This window comes from Streptococcus sp. sy010, from assembly GCF_007859175.1.
Taxonomy (GTDB): Bacteria; Bacillota; Bacilli; order Lactobacillales; family Streptococcaceae; genus Streptococcus.
Genome location: NZ_VOHO01000001.1, coordinates 278,366 through 298,190, shown reverse-complemented (window position 1 = coordinate 298,190; position 19,825 = coordinate 278,366). Strand labels below are relative to the sequence as shown.

At 37.8% G+C, this 19,825-nt stretch carries 15 protein-coding genes; 2 read left to right on the top strand and 13 right to left on the bottom strand.

The window, feature by feature from the left end:
- Positions 1 to 5 precede the first annotated feature (5 nt).
- The 4 genes from hemW to cdaA form a co-directional block, all read right to left on the bottom strand.
- A complete protein-coding gene (gene hemW / locus FRX51_RS01515) occupies positions 6 to 1,139 on the bottom strand; it encodes a radical SAM family heme chaperone HemW (protein WP_146495225.1) in 1,134 nt (377 codons plus the stop codon).
- 528 nt (positions 1,140 to 1,667) lie between these two features.
- Complete coding sequence (gene glmM, locus FRX51_RS01510; RefSeq protein WP_146495223.1) at positions 1,668 to 3,017, bottom strand: phosphoglucosamine mutase; 1,350 nt, start codon at positions 3,015 to 3,017, stop codon at positions 1,668 to 1,670.
- Between the two features lie 50 nt (positions 3,018 to 3,067).
- Positions 3,068 to 4,030, bottom strand: a complete 963-nt coding sequence (locus FRX51_RS01505; protein WP_146495221.1) for a YbbR-like domain-containing protein — start codon at positions 4,028 to 4,030, stop codon at positions 3,068 to 3,070.
- A complete protein-coding gene (gene cdaA / locus FRX51_RS01500) occupies positions 4,023 to 4,874 on the bottom strand; it encodes a diadenylate cyclase CdaA (protein WP_146495219.1) in 852 nt (283 codons plus the stop codon). The genes FRX51_RS01505 and cdaA overlap by 8 nt, the downstream gene beginning before the upstream one ends.
- A gap of 105 nt (positions 4,875 to 4,979) precedes the next feature.
- On the opposite strand from cdaA, the gene murT reads away from it, so the two are divergent.
- Both murT and gatD read left to right on the top strand, forming a co-directional pair.
- Positions 4,980 to 6,323 (top strand): lipid II isoglutaminyl synthase subunit MurT, encoded by a 1,344-nt coding sequence (gene murT / locus FRX51_RS01495; RefSeq protein WP_146495217.1) that lies wholly within the window; start codon positions 4,980 to 4,982, stop codon positions 6,321 to 6,323.
- Positions 6,324 to 7,112, top strand: coding sequence for a lipid II isoglutaminyl synthase subunit GatD (gatD, locus tag FRX51_RS01490; RefSeq protein ID WP_146495215.1), 789 nt, complete (start codon positions 6,324 to 6,326; stop codon positions 7,110 to 7,112).
- A 44-nt stretch (positions 7,113 to 7,156) separates the two neighbouring features.
- On the opposite strand, the gene FRX51_RS01485 is transcribed toward gatD, so the two are convergent.
- The 9 genes from FRX51_RS01485 to cps2T are packed head-to-tail and all read right to left on the bottom strand — an operon-like array spanning position 7,157 to position 19,821.
- A complete protein-coding gene (locus tag FRX51_RS01485; protein ID WP_146495213.1) occupies positions 7,157 to 9,172 on the bottom strand; it encodes a hypothetical protein in 2,016 nt (671 codons plus the stop codon).
- Positions 9,169 to 10,113, bottom strand: a complete 945-nt coding sequence (locus tag FRX51_RS01480; RefSeq protein ID WP_146495211.1) for a glycosyltransferase family 2 protein — start codon at positions 10,111 to 10,113, stop codon at positions 9,169 to 9,171. The genes FRX51_RS01485 and FRX51_RS01480 overlap by 4 nt, the downstream gene beginning before the upstream one ends.
- A 9-nt stretch (positions 10,114 to 10,122) precedes the next feature.
- On the bottom strand, positions 10,123 to 12,549 hold the full coding sequence (locus FRX51_RS01475; RefSeq protein ID WP_146495209.1) for an LTA synthase family protein: 2,427 nt from the start codon (positions 12,547 to 12,549) through the stop codon (positions 10,123 to 10,125).
- A complete protein-coding gene (locus FRX51_RS01470; protein ID WP_146495207.1) occupies positions 12,546 to 14,300 on the bottom strand; it encodes a rhamnan synthesis F family protein in 1,755 nt (584 codons plus the stop codon). Before FRX51_RS01470 ends, FRX51_RS01475 begins: the two co-directional genes overlap by 4 nt.
- Positions 14,300 to 15,706: a glycosyltransferase family 2 protein gene (locus tag FRX51_RS01465; protein WP_146495205.1), complete on the bottom strand. Its 1,407-nt coding sequence runs from the start codon at positions 15,704 to 15,706 to the stop codon at positions 14,300 to 14,302. The genes FRX51_RS01470 and FRX51_RS01465 overlap by 1 nt, the downstream gene beginning before the upstream one ends.
- 12 nt (positions 15,707 to 15,718) lie before the next feature.
- Positions 15,719 to 16,942, bottom strand: coding sequence for an ABC transporter ATP-binding protein (locus FRX51_RS01460; protein WP_146495203.1), 1,224 nt, complete (start codon positions 16,940 to 16,942; stop codon positions 15,719 to 15,721).
- Positions 16,942 to 17,742 carry an ABC transporter permease gene (locus FRX51_RS01455; RefSeq protein ID WP_146495201.1) on the bottom strand — a complete coding sequence of 267 codons (801 nt, stop codon included), beginning with the start codon at positions 17,740 to 17,742 and terminating at the stop codon, positions 16,942 to 16,944. The genes FRX51_RS01460 and FRX51_RS01455 overlap by 1 nt, the downstream gene beginning before the upstream one ends.
- Positions 17,742 to 18,674, bottom strand: a complete 933-nt coding sequence (locus FRX51_RS01450) for a glycosyltransferase family 2 protein (protein ID WP_146495199.1) — start codon at positions 18,672 to 18,674, stop codon at positions 17,742 to 17,744. The genes FRX51_RS01455 and FRX51_RS01450 overlap by 1 nt, the downstream gene beginning before the upstream one ends.
- On the bottom strand, positions 18,664 to 19,821 hold the full coding sequence (cps2T, locus tag FRX51_RS01445; protein WP_146495197.1) for a beta 1-4 rhamnosyltransferase Cps2T: 1,158 nt from the start codon (positions 19,819 to 19,821) through the stop codon (positions 18,664 to 18,666). The genes FRX51_RS01450 and cps2T overlap by 11 nt, the downstream gene beginning before the upstream one ends.
- Between the last annotated feature and the right edge of the window lie 4 nt (positions 19,822 to 19,825).

Genomic DNA, 19,825 nt, shown 5'->3' with positions numbered 1-19,825 from the left:
GCTTCTTACTCCAAAATAAATTTTTCAGCAACGGTATCTCCCAAAAAGAGACCCTTTTTCGTCATGCGGATAAACTCTCTGTCTGCTGACAATAGACCATCTGCTCGCAATTCTTCAACAATCTGACCATACTGGGCGTCAAAGGACACGCCAAACTTTTCCTCAAATCGCTTGATGGATACACCAGATTTTTTACGCAAGCCAAGGAAAAATTCTTCTTCCATTTGTTCATTTTTGGTCAAAAACTCTTCGGACAGGCGTGAATGTTTTTCTTCACGAATAGCCTTCAAATAGTGTTGAATTGGCCCGCGGTTGCGATAACGCATACCATTGATGTAGCCAGACGCTCCCGCTCCACAAGCAAAGTACTCGGCATTGTCCCAATAAACGAGATTATGACGACTCTCAAAACCTGGCTTGGTGAAGTTAGAAATCTCATAATGCTCAAAACCATTAAGTTCTAACTGCTCGATGATATATTCAAACATCTCGGCTTCTAAATCTTCCGTCGGGAGATTGAGTTTGCCCCGACGCATCTTGTTCATAAAGACCGTGTGATGTTCTAAAATCAAACTATAAAGACTAAGATGAGGAATATCCAAGGCCAAGGCTTTTTTTACATTTTCCTTGACATCTTCCATGGTCTGACGTGGCAGAGCATAGATTAAATCAATGGAAATGTTATTAAAACCAGCTTGTTTAAGGCTGTCAATGGTGCTATAAATCTGAGCTTCGTTATGACTACGACCAATCTGTTTCAAATGCTTGTCATTAAAGGTCTGAACACCAAGAGATACTCGATTGACTGCCGAATTTTGCATGACTGCAATCTTGTCAGGTGTCAAATCACCAGGATTGGCTTCAATGGTAAATTCTTCGAGCATGTCAAGATTAAGCTCTTTGGTTAAATTGCTCAACAGATAGTCTAGTTGTTCAGCAGAGATTGCTGTTGGAGTTCCCCCACCGATATAAAGGGTTCTTAAATCATGAATATCATAAGTCCTAAACTCAGTCATCAAGGCTTCTAAGTAGTCATCAACTGGCTGATTTTTGATAAATACCTTAGAAAAATCACAGTAGTAACAAATCTGAGTACAAAAAGGAATATGGACATAAGCTGATGTTGGTTTGTTTAACATAGTTCTATTTTATCATTTTTAGAGCTAAATGCTAAGGAATTGTTTGAGTTAATCTCCTTTTTGCCTAAGTTAAGTTCCTAGACTGTCAAAAATAGGCTGAGTTGACAAACTTGTACTATTGACCTTATCCCAATCACAAGTCTAGACAGTTAAAAAACTTTAGGATTGTTCGGGAATTACTGCTTGAACTGCTCTGCCCTTTTTGGGCAAACACCATCACACTTTTAGACAGCAAAAAACCTTTGGAATTGTTCGGGAATTACTGCTTGAACTACTCTGCCCTTTTTGGGCAAACACCGTCACACTTTTAGACAGTAAAAAACCTTTGGAAATAGTCAAGAATTACCGTTTGAGCTGCTCTGCCAAAAAAAGGCAGACCTCAGCACACCTACTGAGTAAGCAAGTTCTTATCAAAAACTCTAACCAGTAACCAGTTTACTCACCTATTCTTTTAAGGTGCTTCAATCTCTCTTTTATCTAGTGACTAACAAAAAAATAGCCCACTAGATTTCTCTAGTCGGGCTATGCTTATTTTCCAATTTCAGCTTGAACAACTTGGGCAATGGTATCCACGTAATAGTTAACTTCATCATCTGTTGGTGCTTCTGCCATGACACGCAAGAGTGGCTCTGTTCCACTTGGACGTACCAAAATGCGACCGTTACCTGCCATCTCAGTTTCCATTTTTTCAATAATGGCTGCAATAGCTGGCACTTCCATTGCTCGATGCTTCATTTGATTATCAACAGGAATATTGACTAATTTTTGTGGGTAAATCGTCACCTCAGCTGCTAACTCTGATAAGGACTTACCTGTTTCTTTCATAATCTTGGTTAGTTGAATGGCTGTCAGTTGACCATCACCAGTCGTATTATAATCCATGATAATCACATGACCTGATTGTTCGCCACCAAAATTATAGCCAGAGCGACGCATTTCCTCAACGACATAACGGTCACCAACTGCTGTAACAACCTTGTTGATCCCTTGACTATCCAAGGCCTTGTGGAAACCTAGATTGGACATAACTGTGGTCACAATGGTATTTTTAGCCAGTTGCCCTTTTTCAGACAGGTACTTACCGATGATGAACATAATCTTATCACCATCCACCAACTGTCCTTTTTCATCAACGGCAATCAGACGGTCGCTATCCCCATCAAAAGCTAAACCAACTGCTGCTTGTTCGGCAAGCACCAATTCTTGCAATTGTTCTGGATGAGTTGAGCCAACCGCTTCATTGATGTTAAGACCATTTGGTGTTTCACCAATCATGCTCAACTCTGCTCCCAAATCCAAAAAGACATTACGAGCCGAAGCAACTGCTGCACCATTAGCAGCGTCAATCGCCACTTTCATGCCATCAAGTGCAACCCCTGTCGAAGTTAGGAATTTTTCATACTTACGAATCCCTTCAGGATAAGCGACCAAACGACCCAAACCTTGGGCACTTGGACGTGGCAAGTCGTCTTGTTCGGCATCTAGGAGGGCTTCGATTTCAAGTTCCACGTCATCATTGAGCTTGAAACCATCACTACCAAAGAACTTAATCCCATTATCCCTAGCTGGATTGTGACTGGCTGAAATCATGACACCTGCACTTGCATTTTCAGTGCGTACAAGATAAGACACGCCTGGTGTAGCTAAAACACCTAATTGATACACTTCAATGCCAACTGATAACAGCCCTGCAATCAAAGCCGACTCTAACATCTGACCTGAAATGCGTGTATCTCGTGCGACAAAGACACGTGGTTGATTCACTTCATGTTGACTTAAAATATAACCGCCAAAACGTCCCAACTTAAAAGCTAACTCTGGTGTTAACTCCAGATTTGCTTCACCACGAACACCGTCTGTTCCAAAATATTTACCCATAATTGTTTACTGTGCGACTTGCACTTCCTCAACTTTCTATCTTACTAAATTTATTTTTTGACCGGTGATAACTTCACTTCAACTTGACTAATAGATGCCGTTATCCCTTCTGGTACTTGTAAAGATGTCATCTGAATAACTTCTTTATTCACACCTGTAATATCCACCTTGGTTGTGATCTCGTTAATCGTATCCAACTGTTCTTGACTACCTTGAATGGTTACCTGTTCCTCTGTTAGTTTATAAAGGACATTGGATAGACTTTCTTCCATTTTTCCAGATAACTCAACCTTGATTGGTACTGTCTTTGTGATAGCTTCTACATTGACGGTCAATTTTGATTTTGACGGCTCAATGATGCTTGGCAAAACCGTGCCATCAGCTGCCACTGCCTGCAAGGTCACTGCACCGCTATATTTTTCTGATAGAGTCACATCTTCTGGTAGTTTAGCAATGACTCGACTGACTTGATCGATTGTATTTTCATCGCTGGTCACTTCTACCTTTTTATCAGCTATATCAACATCTAACAGACGATAACCCTGAGCTAGATTTATGCTATCCATATCAACTTCAACATTGAAGGTTTTGGTTTTCTTCAATCCTAAGGTGACACTCATGCTGGCTGGTATGACCTTTGCTGTCATTCCACTAGGTAGATTTCTAACTTTTAATTCCACCTTACTCGTGCCTTCTTTAACATTAGTTAAATCAGCCATCACCTTAAACTTCCTCGTATCACTGTTGATTTCTGAATCCAATTTCACACGATTGGTCGCTGTTAAATAGACTTCTGCATCATAAGAATAACCCACGATAAAATACTTACTATTGTCATATTGAATATCAATAGGAACATGTTCAATGGTATAAGTATAGGTTTCTGCTGATTCTTTGGTTGTATTGACCTTATTGCTATAACGTACCGACGTCGCTGTTAAAAAGAGCAAGAAGCTCAAGACTAACGATAACAGAACCATACTAAATTTGGTTTGAAAAAATCGTCTAAGCATGAGAACCTCCTAACAAACGAGACAACCAACTTATCTTTTTAGGCTTATCTGTTTTAAAGGTTTCTCGTAAGAGATCTTCAAACTGTGTCAGAGTCAAATCATGGTAAAACTGACTCATGTGGGTCACTGAAATGCCACCCGTTTCCTCAGACACAACAATGGTAAAGGCATCAGATAGTTCTGACAATCCAATAGCCGCTCGATGTCTCGTTCCAAATGTTTTTGAGATGTCCATAGATTCTGACAAAGGAAGGTAAGAACAGGCTGTGACAATCTCTTTTCCCCTAATGATTACTGCTCCATCATGTAAAGGAGTATTCGGAATGAAAATATTGATTAAGAGCTGGCTGGAAATCTCAGCGTTAAGTGCAATACCAGAGGCAATGTATTCTTGTAGGGTTTGAGTTTGTTCAACTGCGATTAAAGCACCTATCTTACGTGGACTCAGATAGGCCACTGATTTAACAAAAGCCTCAATCATTTGATCCTCATCATTATCTACTTTTTGTTTCATCAAGATATTGGTTGTTCGTCCAAAACGCTCTAATCCAGCTCGAATTTCTGGAGCAAAAATGATTACAAGGGCAATAACCCCATAGGTTAAGACCTGATTCATTAGCCAAGCTAGTGTGGGAAACCCAATAATTTCAATGACAAAACGTAACATAACAAAAAGAATAATCCCTTGAATCAAGGACATCAATTTTGTTCCAGCTAGGCTTTTGATAAAACGATAAATCAGCCAGGTTACGATGACAATATCAAATAAGTTTACTAAAATTGTCCATGGATCAGTAACCAAATCAGCCCAGAATCTAGCATCTAGTGCCAATATACTATTCATGCAACCCTTCCTTTCTCTTTTCAATCTATACTATTATGCTTATTATATCATTTTCTATGGAGTTTTTCCTTATCTTAATTCAAGATTTTGTGATAAAATAATGTCATGACAATAAAATCAACTTTTGCAAAATTAGCTGGGCAATCTGCCCATTTTATTCTTAATAAACTCGGTCGTGGTTCGACTTTACCAGGTAAAATTGCTCTGAAGATTGACAAGAATCTCTTGGATGACTTAGCCAAAGACTATGAAATCGTCGTTATCACTGGTTCAAATGGTAAAACCTTGACGACTGCTCTGACCGTTGGCATTTTACAAGAGGCTTATGGTCAAGTCTTGACCAATCCTAGTGGAGCTAACATGATTACAGGGATTACGTCAACTTTCTTGACTGCAAAAACAGGTGCTTCTGGCAAAAAAATTGCCGTCTTGGAAATTGATGAGGCTAGTCTGCCTAAAATTACTCAATATATCAAACCAAGTCTGTTTGTCTTCACCAATATTTTTAAGGATCAGATGGATCGTTATGGGGAAATTTATACCACCTATCGCTTTATCTTAGACGGAGCAAAAAATGCACCGGAAGCAACCATTTTAGCCAATGGGGATAGCCCACTCTTTCACCCTAGTAGCATGACAAATCCTGTCAAATATTATGGTTTTGATACTGAAAAGACGGCTGCTCATCTCCCTCATTACAACACCGAAGGAATTGTCTGCCCAGACTGTCATCAGATTTTGACTTATCAACTCAATACCTATGCTAATCTTGGGGATTATATCTGTCAAAATTGTGGTTTCAAGCGTCCACAACTTGACTATCGCTTGACCCAGTTAACAGAATTAACTCATGTGTCGTCACAATTTATCATTGATGGTCAAGAATATAAAATAAATGTTGGTGGGCTTTACAATATCTATAACGCCCTAGCCAGTGTTGCTGTTGCTGAACAGTTGGGAGTTTCTCCTGAAAAAATCAAGGCTGGATTTGAAAAGAGTAAGGCAGTCTTTGGGCGTCAAGAAACCTTCAAGATTGGCAATACCGATTGTACGCTTATCCTAATTAAAAATCCTGTCGGTGCCAGTCAAGCTCTTGAAATGATTAAACTAGCTCCTTATCCATTTACGCTATCTGTTCTATTAAACGCCAACTATGCTGATGGGATTGACACTAGCTGGATTTGGGATGCTGATTTTGAAAGTATTACCGAAATGAACATCACGCAAGTCTTTGCAGGAGGGGTTCGTCAGGCAGAAATTGCTCGTCGCTTACGTGTCACTGGCTATGATTCAGAAAAAATCCAAGCAACAGACAGTCTAGAAGACTTGGTTAACTTGATTAGTCAACAAGAAACACCAAATGCCTATATCCTTGCGACTTATACGGCCATGTTAGAATTGCGTGAGCTATTGACCAAGAAAAATGCTATCAGAAAGGAGGGGAACTAAATGACTTATACTTCTTTGCAATCACCAACAGACCGTGATTACTCCTACCAACTCAATTTAGCCCACCTTTATGGCAATCTCATGAATACCTATGGTGACAATGGCAATGTTTTGATGATGAAATACGTTGGTGAAAAATTAGGGGCTTCAGTAACGGTTGATATTGTTTCTATTGATGACCGTTTTGACCCAGACCACTATGACCTTGCCTTTTTTGGTGGTGGACAGGACTATGAACAAACTCTTGTTGCCAAAGATTTACCAAGCAAACGTCATGATGTTGCTCAGTTTATTGAAAACAACAAGGTCATTTTAGCTATCTGTGGTGGTTTTCAACTACTCGGCCAGTATTATATTCAAGCTAATGGGGTTAGGATTGAAGGAATTGGTGTCATGGGACACTATACCCTTAATCAGCAAAATAACCGTTTTATCGGTGACATTAAAATCCACAATGAAGAATTTAACGAAACCTACTACGGTTTTGAAAATCATCAAGGTCGAACCTTTCTTTCTGATGATGAAAAACCACTAGGTAAAGTTGTTTATGGCTGTGGCAACAACAAGGAAGACGGTACTGAGGGCGTTCACTATAGAAACGTCTATGGTAGCTACTTCCACGGCCCAATCTTAGCTCGAAATCCTCGCTTGGCTTATCGCCTAGTGACTACTGCACTGCGTAATAAATATGGTCAAGATCTCCAGTTACCAGCTTATGACGACATTCTTAAAGATGAAGTGGCTCAAGAATACGCTGATGTCAAACAAAAAGCTGATTTTGAAGGCTAAATAAAATGAAAAAACTTCCCAAGTTAAGACTTGAGGAAGATTTTTTATAGATTGGGCTGATAACGATAGATACGATTCCCATCACTATCTTGATAAATTTCTTGGAAAGATTGACCAAATAAATCAGTTAAATTGCGATTGGTTAAAATATAATCAATCCCCAAATTATTTAATGTTGTCATATTAAGTGAGATCGTTACATTATCAGGTGCGGGATTGCTAAATATCGTGGCTTCTGTTGTCAACAAATAACGTAGATGAGAATAACGATTCCACTCTGTTTCATAGAGATTTTGTTCATCTAGCTTGGTCATTAGTTGACGATCAGGATAGAATCTAACACCATCAATAGATTTAGCACCAAAAATTTGTAGGTAATTATAAAAATTGCCATTTTCACTCAACCACAAACCATTTGGATCTCGATTAACTAGTTTTCTTACTTGAATTGATAAGGCTTTCTCTTCAATAACGGCTGTTCCTTGTACCAAGGGATTAACTGTCATTCCTGATAAGATAATGAGACACATCAAAGCAAGGCTAGCTAATTTTCTATAGCCAAAACATATCAAGAAAAAGATAAAAATGAACCAAAACCAAGCCAGACTTAGCAAAATAGAATCAACGTAATCTTGATAAAGCTTATTTCCCAGTAATAAGAAATAAGAGAGAGCTGAACAAACACCTAACAGTAAGCCTGCCCACAGACTATTGACTTGATTTTTTTGTTCCCAAATATAAGACATAAACCAAATACTTACCCAAACAGAGATTACGGCCATAGCCTGCCACGCTCTACTAGAAGTTACATAGCTAAATAGACTTAATTTTGCTAAGATTTCAGGTAAGCCAATCAAAGCATAAAAGAGTAAGAAACTTGCTAAAACAATCAAGAAGAAACCTAGGCGATTTTCCTTGATTTGCCAGAATTTCTTAGACGATTTCAAATAAAAGGGAAGTAATAATAAGATGAAAGGAAGAAAATGATAGGAGCTTGCTAATTCAACCTGATTAGAAAAACTTGGAATATTGAATGGCAGAAACACGTTTAAGAGCATTTCAACCAGTTGGCTAAGATTTATTTCACCACCTGTTGAGATGCGACTTCCAGGATAAACTGTTGCTAGACTGGCTTGAATGGCGTCTCTACTTTGGTAAAGAGATAGACCAACGATTCCTAAAGACCAAACTAATGTAATAGCAATCATTAGCCAATCAAATCGTTTTATCATTTGTTTCTTATAGGCAGCTCTGAAACACCATACACTAAATCCTAGTAACAGATAAGCAAAAGGTACTTGAAAAGCCGGATAAATCACTAGAACATAACCAATAATACCAGATCCTAGACAGGCAGAAAGAAATACTTTTTTCTTTTTACTCTTGACTTCAAAATAGTGATACATGCTGACCATGATCAGTAAGGTAAAAAAGACAATATCTCCTAGGTGCTGCATGAACCACCATTGAATCGTTGGGGTAAAGGTCAACCACAAACTACCAAGTAAGGACAGGTATTTATTTTTTCGAGTTAAAATCATAGCAAACTCAAAAGCTAAAAGTAATAGAGCAATTAACTTAAAAGACCAATACCAAGCCAGTCCCCTACTGCTACCCAAGAAAAGAAAGCCCCAGTTAAATGGCTTACCAATCACAGATGGGTGCCAAACAGGTGCATTGTAGGCTACAATCATGTTTTGACCAGAAAGAGCATAACGATCATTGATTAACTGATTACCTGTATTGGCTTGCGATAGGTAAAAACTAGTTTGCACAAACCATTCATCACTTCGAATTAATCTTGGTACTCCCAAGATAACCCCATCTTCTGAGTTGAACTGAGGTAACCATAAGTTAGCTTTTTCCCAGCCTTTCAAATCACTAATCGTTGTCGTTTCAATTTTTTGACCATTACTAGCTTCTTGTAAGCCAAATTTATTCCAAACACTAATTGAGCTACCGTGCAGATTAAACATTACACCTAGTAAAAAGGCAAAAACAGCAATATAATACCGCCACTTAATTAGTCCGTCAAGACTTGCTTTCAAATATGTTTTCATACCTCTTTACTTTGGTACTTTTCATAGTACTCATACACTTTCAATTCATAATGCATGCGATTTTGACGAACAACGGTATCTAAAATGACTCCTGAAATAAAGAAGAGTCCTGCAAAAATCATCAAACCAGTTGCTAAAATGGCTGATGGGAATTTAGCAATCAATCCTGTCCGAGTAAATTCGCTAATGACAGGCAGACCTACCAATAAGCCCAAAATGACAAAGATAAGGGATAAAAGACTAAAGAAAAGTAAGGGCTTGTAATCTTTGAACAGGTTAAAGATAGTGCGTAAGACCTTAAAACCATCAGAAAACGTGCTTAACTTGGATTCACTTCCTTCTGGACGGTCTTGATAGGTGATTGGCACTTCAACCAACTTAAAGCGTTTATCTAAAGCATGAATTGACAATTCTGTTTCAATTTCAAAGCCTGGCGACAAGACTGGAAAGGTTTTGACAAACAAACGATTAAAGCCACGATAGCCAGTCATAATATCTTCATAATTTCCTTGATAAAGTCGGTTAATCAAACCCTTGACTAAATTATTACCAAAATCATGGAATCCTCGCTTGTTTTCCTTGGCATAACTACCATTAGATAAGCGATCACCAATGGTCATATCAGCCTGCCCTTGTCGCAAAGGATCTAACAACTTGTTGACCTCATCTGCAGGATAAGTGTCATCCGCATCAACCATGATGTAGTAATCCGCGTCAATTTCACGAAACATCGAACGCACCACATTTCCCTTACCTTGACGAGGTTCAAAACGAACCACTGCTCCGGACGCTTTAGCTAATTGGTTGGTCTTGTCCTTAGAGTTATTGTCATAAACATAAATGGTCGCTTGCGGCAATACCTTTTGGAAATCAGAAATAACCTTTTGAATGGTTACTTCTTCATTATAGGCTGGCAACAAAACAGCAATTTTTTCTTGCATTTTCTCTCCTTATTTAATTTCAAAAAAACTTGGTCTTGCTTTAATATAAGCCTTACCTATAGTCATATCATACTGCAATAGTTTCAGATCAGCTTCCACTTCTTCTAACTCTTTTTCACTCAACTCCGCACGGTTAAGCAATTGGGTCAATAAAGCATAATAAGGGGAAACCTTGGCATTAGTATGAGCTAACAAGGCTGCTGGAAAATCATTAGAGCGAATAAGTGGGTACTCTAATTGTTGATTTTCTTGGTTGTTCCAAATAAAATAATCGGTTTGATACTTGCTATCTGCTTGCTCACTAAACACTTGTTCTGGATATAAACTTGGCAAATGGTCCCCATAAAAAACAACGGTTATCGGCTTGTCAATTTCTTGAAGGGCTTCTAAAAAAGCAATGGTGGCTTCATCTGTCTGTGCTAATAAACGAGCATAACTGGTTAGATTAGCATTTTCTTTTGCAGAAAAATTTTGTCCTGTCACCATCACTTCTTCTGGTGTGCTAGCTGACCAAGGGACATGATTTTGCATGGTAATGACAGAGAAAAATTGACTGTTTTTTGTATCCAAACGTGCCAAAATATTATCATAAACCGTTTGATCACTGATATTGACACCCGCACGATTAACATCAAGCAACTTGTCCTTCGTGCTATTAGTAAAGACTTGTTTGCCAAAGCCTAACTGCTGATAGATAAGATGACGACTATAATTAAGCCTATTTTCTGGATGAATCACCACTTTATTTTGTTTTTGATAAAGATCGCTAATCGAAGGAAATACCTTCATTTTAGGCACAACTTCAGTATAAAGGACGGAAACTGATGACGAAAAATTGGGTAAAGGAAGGCCTGTCAAAGATTGAAATTCCATATTTGCAGTGCCACCACCATAACCATCTGATGTCATCAAGCCAGATGTTGTTTCTTCTTTAATGGCATCAATATTAGGCAATACACTAGCTGATAAATCAATACCATCTAAACGTTCCGGATTGGCTAAACTCTCACTCAACAGATAGATAACAGTTTGTTGGTCAATTTTTTCTGTTCTTTCTCGATTGATATCCTTGGCTAGTTGACTATATTTTTTTACTAATTCTTCTATTTTAGCCTGATTATATTGACTTGGTTTTTCCATAATCGGTGTCGTCAACTGTTTAGTCCATACATAAGCTAGTGATTTATAGCGAGCATTACTTGAAAATCCTAACCAGTTAATATTTAAAACCTTATCTAATTTAGCCAAACTAGGTAATGGGTTAAGGTAACTAGCATTGCCATAAACCACAGCTACAAGACTAACTAAAACGAAGAGACTCCCAAAAAATCGTTGTAACCAAGAAAAAATTGGAGGGGAAACCAGACGCCTTCTAACATAAGAATAAATAAAACCAAGACCAATAAGAAAGAATAGACTCAACCAAATTACGCTTGGACTAACAAAACCAATCAGTAATCCTAATTGACGTAACCAAACAAAGTCAATTAACAAGAGTGGTTCACTACGCATGAATTCTTTTAGGTAATTGACTAACGATAGACTGCTACCCAAGCCAAAAATCAGAAGACTTCCTATCAAGTAGCGATTGGTCACCAAATAAACCAGTAAAGCTAAGGCAAAAAGTATAAGTAATTGAAAACTGATCGCTCCAGGCAAAACATAATAATTAGCAATACTCTCTGATTTTTTGACACCAAGCTGAAAGGTATAATTAAAGAATAAGGCAAAAAAAGCACTAGAAGCTACAGCTAGATAAGGAGTTGCCAAAGCCATGCGTAATCCCTGCCAAGCTTTAGAAAAGATGAAAATCAAGGCAGCAAAACATAATAAAGAACTGGTAACTTGTACTAATAAGCCTAAATGATAACTAGCTAATTCATCTGAAGCAAACAATGGGCGCAAAGGCAACAAAAGACTAGCACGATATTGACTATCTTGTAACAAGAAGGAAGCACTCAAAAGATAGAAAAGAAGTTCCTCATGACCAGTATAATCTGGCAACCATTCCTGTTTATCATAGGCAACAAGTAGGCGATGAAGAAAAAAGGCCAATAGAATCATAAAAAACAGTGGTAGGAGAAAATTCCCTTGCCAAAATTGATTTTTTTGAAACGCTCCAACAATAAAATCCTTGTTATTGAGTTGGCGAGTCAACCTCAAAAAATAGGACAAGAAAAGATAAATTAAATAAACCGTGCTTAATCTTTTAAAAAATGACCACGTCAACAGTTTGGGTAAATAAAGTACCAAACCTAGACCTGAAATATAGAACAAGAGGTAACTAAAATTTTTAATCCCAACAAGGTCTGAGGCCGTATTGTTGGCTAAGATTGACAGATTGATTAGTTGAAGATTGAAATAAATACTCAATAATAAAATAATCAATCCATGTAAAGCAAATAGCCAATCTATAGATTTTAAGCCCTGTTTCATGATGACCACTTTCCCATTAGTCGCTTGATAATATACTTAATAGCGCGTGCAGGCCCAATCACAATATATTTTAAAGCACCTTTTATCCCACCCATATAGGTAAAATCAACATAAGTACTTGGAGCACTGCCTTGACGTTCATTAAGTAATTTATTATCAATAAAAGGACTCAGACGGATTGGGTTGGCTGCAATTCTGAAATCATAATGTTGATTCCAAGCAATATAGACTAGCAACCGCTCAATCGCATGGAGAATAGAATTTTGTGGTAGGGGTTCAGCTGGCACATCTGCATCCGTCAAATCCAAATCAAACAGTGGCTTCAAAGCGTCATACTTGAACCAAACAAACGTTCCATAGCTCATCACAAAGGTCTGCATGGCTTGAAAATCAATAGTCTTTTTCATCCCCATTTTTTGCCATAAATCGTTCATTTCAGGAGCAATTAAGTGTTCATTCCAAGCATCCACAATCTTATTATAACGGAAAAAACTAGGAATATCGGCAATCACCAAACCGATATTTTCCTTGCTTAGTTGAGCTAATATTTGATTGGCTGGTTTGATGAGCATCTCAATCAATTCCTGACGCCAAGATTGTCCTGCCCAAAAATCAGCTTCTTTTGATTTTTTAGTATGAAAATGTCCAACATAATCATAAGCAGATAGTTGCTCTTTTAATTTTAACATCGGCAACACATCACGGCCAATATTACCAGTCACTATAATCTCAGCTTTTTGATTAAATGCCGCTAACACTTGTTTTATGTCTTCTTGTTTTTCTACCTGGTCTGTCGTGATAAACAAATCATAAGAAAAGCTAAATTGCTTAAAGGCTTCTAAAAATTCAGCCAATAAATCAACATAAAAGACATGAAGGTGAACTGCTACTTTTTGATGTTCAAGAATAGGTTCTTGTACATCTGTTAGCTCAAGATATTTACGCCCCAACAAATAGCTACTGTCTGGTAAACCAACGTCAGACATGTGTGTCACAATTAGTTCAACAGGATAGCTTGTTGTTCGCTCAATTTCTGCTAGCAAGTAGGGACTGATATGCTGATTGGCGTCAATCGCTTTAACCTTAATAAAGGGCACACGATTGTTCAAAATAGCTGTCGGATGATAGTATGAAAAATCAGGGTGCAACATACCAGTCGTGTCTTCTTCCACCGTATCAAAAACGGTCTGATAATTGAAGCCCGCCTTTAATAAAGTCGTGGTTACTTGTGTTTCATAATGACTGATAACATCTGCAACATCTGTAAAATCCTTAACAGAAGACCAAAAATTGCGAAATACTGACGATTCAACGACGGTTTGCTTAAAACTGATAAAATAACTTTGAATATGTTCTGCAAAATCCTTGGTCTTACGATTGTTAGTCATGCCCCAAAAATCAATTTCAGAAACTGCTTCATATTTAAGATAATAATCTTTCAAATCCCATAAAGGACCAAAACAAGTATCGTTCATAATGGTCACATTATCATACATCGTCAGATGATCAAACCCTAATTTCAGCATACCATCACGCCAAGCCGCAAAATCAAACCCTTGATTTTCTCGCTGAATAAACTCATCCATCAATCTTTGATCCACTAACTGTTGATAATCCATTTCTTGAATTTGACTATTAGAAATGAATAGAATCTTAGAAAACAACGGACGAAGCTGATTTAATTGATGGTAAACATGTGGGCTAACACGATTGTATTTATTAAAATGCACATATAAAAGCAAACGCTTCATTATTTTCTCCTAAAAAAGTTAATCAGCTTAGTTGGAATACGCCAACGACGAGAATGAACGACAGAATTATAACGAACAACCATTTGCTCTAACTCTTGTTTATAATAATCTTTTTCTGATTCCAACATAAGTAGCTGACGTTGACTGTTATCTAAATTTTGTCTAAGCTCTTGATAAGTCAACAAGTCTGAACTAAGTAATTTGACAATGTAGTCATCTTCAGCCACATCATCGACATTATACATCTGATAAGATAGGCTGAACTGCTTTTGTGGTAAATGACCTACATCATAATAAAGATAAGCATCCCCCTGATTGAAAAAATAAGTTTCTTGAAATCTAACACCATTTGTAAAATTAGGTAGTAGTTCTGTTTGATAGCTATCATCAATAACACGAATATAACGATAAAAACTAGGTAGTTTAGATAAATCGATTCGTAAAGTGATAGCATCATCTGGCAAGGTAAAGGTCAAGGTATCCTGATAAGACATCGTGGCGGACAAAACCTGATTAGCATCAGATGCTTCCTTTTTTATATAACTAATGCTGATTTCTTGAGTACTTAGATGAGACACTGGATAGTCTTTTTGAGCCAAGGCCAGACTGAACTCATTATGTCTGTCTAGCAGTAATTTCAACATAGCCACCATATCTCGCTTGGGGTACTTATCTAAATAATAGTATTGTGTTTGTAATAGGCGATCAAAGCGTTGTTGTAATTGCTTGAAAGCCTTAGGCCGTGAATCTGAGCCTTGATTGACACGATAAGCCACGGTCACTTCTGGCAAAAAGACAAACTCAGTCAGATTGAACAAGTCTAGTTGTAAATTAAAGGTATCATCTGCTGTGTCTTTGTCCTCTAGTAACATTTGATTAGCTTGTCGCATAACTTGGGTTTCGACCAACCAACTAGACGGCGCTGTAAAACCACGGGTGACCAGCATTTTTTCATAAGTGTCTGCCAAATCGACCACTCCTTGTTCAAAAACACCTTGAGCTAAGATACGACCATTCTCATCAATGTAGTTAATATCTGTTCCACACCACTTAGCTGCTTGATGTTCAAGTAATTGAACTTGTTTGGCCAATTTTAAGTCATCAATCCAACAATCATCTCCATCACAACGAGCAATGTAATCCCCCCTAGCTTCTTGACAAATCGAAATCCAAGTTTGGTTAATCCCTTGATTCTCTTCATGATAAAAGGCTCGAATCAGCTCAGGGTATTTTTTCGCATAGGACTCAATAATCACTCTTGACCCATCAGTTGAACAATCATCAACTAAAAGAATTTCATAATTAACCTCTTTTTGACCTAAAAAACTATCAATGGTCTGTTCCAACCACTGGGCTTTATTGTAAACCGTACAAATAATCGAAACTAGGGTAGGTGATGTTTTCATAACTTTCCTCAACTATTCTGACAAGATTTCCCACGAACCGTTGCGTTGAATAATACCAGAAGCAGAATCCAAAGCAGATAAATCATCTAGGGCAATATCATCACGATTAATCATAATAATCGGTGCATTACTAGCATTAGCAAATGCCAACATTTCCTTAGACGGACCAAGTATGGTAACCTGTAATTTCAACTTAATATCGTTAATATTGGGAATGTCACAGGTATAACGATAAGACTTATGCCCTGTTCCCTTGGTCGGTATATCCCAAGCATTGTCATTATAAATCCAAATCTGACGATCAATATCGGTTAGGGAAAAAACAATGTGGGTATCAATATCGGTCAGCACATCATAGGAAATTTCAAAGCTAATCTTATCTTTTGGTGTCATTTGAGCTTGGGACAGTAGTTTAACCTTGAGATTATCGACTTGTAAAATCTCTTCTACTGATTCTGATTCTTCTTCACTGGTTTCCACCACTTCAGTTTGTACGGCATTGTCAAAACTATATTGGTTGGCTACATCATCTGGTTCTCCATTAACCTTGATCAAACCATCTTCAATCAAAATAGCCTTATTACAGTATTTTTTTACTGCTCCCATGTCATGGGTCACTAAAATGGTTGTCTTGCCACTCGCTTTTCGTTCCAAAAAATAATCATTACATTTACGCTGAAAGGCCTCGTCACCTACGGCTAAAACTTCATCTAGAATGAGAATGTCACCTTGGGCCTTGATGGCTACTGAAAATGCCAGACGAACCTGCATACCACTGGAATAGTTTTTCAGCTTTTGATTCATAAATTCTCGCAACTCAGCAAAATCAACAATGTCATCATACATGGCATCGACTTCTTCTGTGGTAAAACCTAACATGGCACCATTCATATAAACATTTTCGCGCCCAGTCAATTCGGGATTAAACCCAACCCCCAACTCGATAAAGGAAACCAACTTCCCATCAATCGTTACTTGTCCCTTTTCTGGTGTGTAAATCTGTGAAATGATTTTGAGTAAGGTTGATTTTCCTGACCCATTGCGTCCAACAATTCCAAAAAAATCACCCTTTTCTACCTCAAAGCTAATGTCTTTAAGAACATGGTATTCCTTGTAGCCCTTAATCCCCTTGAAGCGATTAACCAAACTGGTTCGCAAACTATGGGTACTTTCTGTTGGAAGTTTGAAAAACTTACTAACCTGCTCTACTTTTACTGCAATTTGCTTAGCTGTCATTAAAGAATCTCCGCGAATGTTTTAGCATGTTTATTAAAATACCAAAAACCAAAAGCAAAAATAGCCACTGGTAAAAGGTAAGGAATTAAAGAATAAGGAAGTCTGACAATCTGCCAAACGGTTGTATTGGCTGGATTGATTAGTAGATAGCGTAAATCTTGGATAATTTGAGCCATGGGATTGAGCATGACAATCTTGGCTGCCAGCATACTGGTATTTGAAATTTGACTAAGCGGGTAAATAATTGGTGTCGCATACATACCTGCTTGCATCAAGACTTCCCATACTGGACCAATGTCACGAAATTTAACGAAAAGAGCTGATAAAAAGAGAGCAATTCCCATAGCCAAGAGCGCCACTTCAACCACTAAAAAAATAGATAACATGGCAGGCCATGTGAACTCAACACCGTTAATTAAGGCAAAAAGCATGACAACTAAAAGGTTAATACCGTAGTTAATCAAGGCTCCTACAACTGAGGATAAGACAATGATACTTTTTGAAAAATTTAACTTTCTCAACAAATCACCACGACTAACAATAGACATCATCCCCATGTTCGTTGCTTCAGAAAAGAAAGACCAAGTCACCATACCTAGAAGAAGCGCTACGGCAAAATGTGGCACATCTTGACCAAATCTCAAAAAATGAATAAAAACCACATACATAATAGCGAAAAGCATGACTGGTTTTAAAATTGACCAAAGGTAGCCAATCACGCTCCCTTGATAACGTAGCTTAAAATCAGTTTTGACCAATTCTTTTAATAAAATTCGATTTTCTTTTTTAAAGAAATCCATTATTTTCTCCTGTAAGCAAATTTTGTAACGATTAACATCCTAAAAATAAAGGTATGAAACCACCTGTTCTTAGCAAATTGATATTTTTTCAACAAACCAATGCGTTCTACCAACGGTTTGTCTAGCAACCCAACATACGCTTCAATTAAGTCACGATTGGGTTGAGATAAGTCTTTATCCAAAAGCAGAGCAGCTTGTTTTTGACTAGCTGTAATTAACCACCAATATTTAGTAACCAACTTATGAGGTTGTAACCAATTTTTCATCCGCTTAGACCAAGTTCTAGCTCCTAAAACATTATCACTATGCTGACGATACAGTTCAGTCGGCGTATCTAGATAGACTAATTGTCCTAAAGCAGTCGCTAGCAGAGCCAAATACCAATCATGCATGAGCAAATTTTCTATTTCCGTCCAATTCTGAGCCAAGGCATGATTGATCATCATGGTGCCACCTGTGACCGTATTTTCAGTCAGTTCTTGTCGCAAGTTGGTATTGGCATGATGAGATTGTGTCTTTATCATGCTAGGATACAAGACATTTAACTGTTCATCTACCACAGACAAGTCTGTATAAATGAGTAAAGGGCACTCCTTGGCAAATTCTTGTGCTTTTTCTAGACAAAGTGATAATTTTTCTGGCAACCAGACATCATCTTGGTCACTAAAAAAATAATAATCTGCCTGTTCCTGTTTTAGCAACCGATGAAAACTCTTAATAACACCTAGATTTTTTTGATTAGGATTTGGCAACAGACGAATACGTTCATCTTCTGCCATATAAGATTTGACAACATCAAGGGTTTTATCCGTTGAACCATCATCGCGAATCCATAACGTCCAATCGGTAAAGGTCTGTTGTTGAATACTTTCAATCTGTTGACCAATGAAAGATTGACCATTGTAGCTGGCAAGAAGAATATTAACCTTCATCTAAAAACAACTCCTCATACTGTTCAACAATTCTTTCCCAAGTGTAAGATTCCCTCATCAACTGCTTGGCTTTTTGTCCCAAGGCTGAAAAATCAAGTTCTTTCTCATAAGCATCCAGTAAGTCTGTCAAACTATCATCATCTTTTTTCCAATACAAAACCGTATCTTGAGCCACTTGGCGATTAAAATCCACATCTAAAACCAAGTTGAGATTGGTATGGGCGAGAGCCTCTAACAAACCTGGGTTGGTCCCACCCACTTCATGCCCATGTAAATAAGCAAAGGCTTCTTGACGAAGATAAGTCAACAATTCACGGTCATAAACTGTACCGACAAACTTAATTCTTCTATCCTTATCAAAGCCTGTTTCTTGTCGTAAACGCTCAAAATAAGGATTTTCTTCATGATTGCAAACAATTAAGAGATCACGCTGACTCTTGCTCTTCATAAAAGACTTTATCATGTAAGCATAGTTATTTTCTGGCACAAAGCGTCCCACAATCAGATAATACGCCTTCTCCTGACAAGACCAGTTGTCAAAAAAATCTCTAACTACTTGACTATCCTGCCTTAAAGAGCTTGCTGACAAATCTGTTCCATAAGCAATAAATGTCGTTTTAGCCCAAGGATATGCTTGCTTGATATAACTTTCAATTCCCTTATTGTCACAAATGACCAAGTCTGCCGCCTGGGTCATCTTTTTCTCAGCATGCTTTAAATAGGCTTGAATAGGCTTAGACCATTTGGAACGTTTCCACTCCAAGCCATCTGGATTAACATAGAGTTGACCACCTACTTTTTTTATCTGGTGTGCAACAGGGCCTATCATTCCTCCTATGGTATTTCCCAAGATATAAAAAATAGGATTTTTGATTGCTTGTTCTTTAATCATATCCAAGGCGTAGGCAATCGCTTTAAGGTCATAAGCAATCACTCGAGCTGGACCTAAAAACTTGGGAACCTTGATGGTGAAACAGTCTGCTCCTTCGTACATAAAATGATGCCCTGTTTTATCATCTGTTAGACAAGCCACATGGTAACGAACCATCGGAGTTTGTTGATTTTTGACTAATTCTTCCACAAAAGTTTCAAAGCCACCATACTGGGCTGGCAAACCCCTACTTCCAATCACAAAAACATCTTGCATGGCT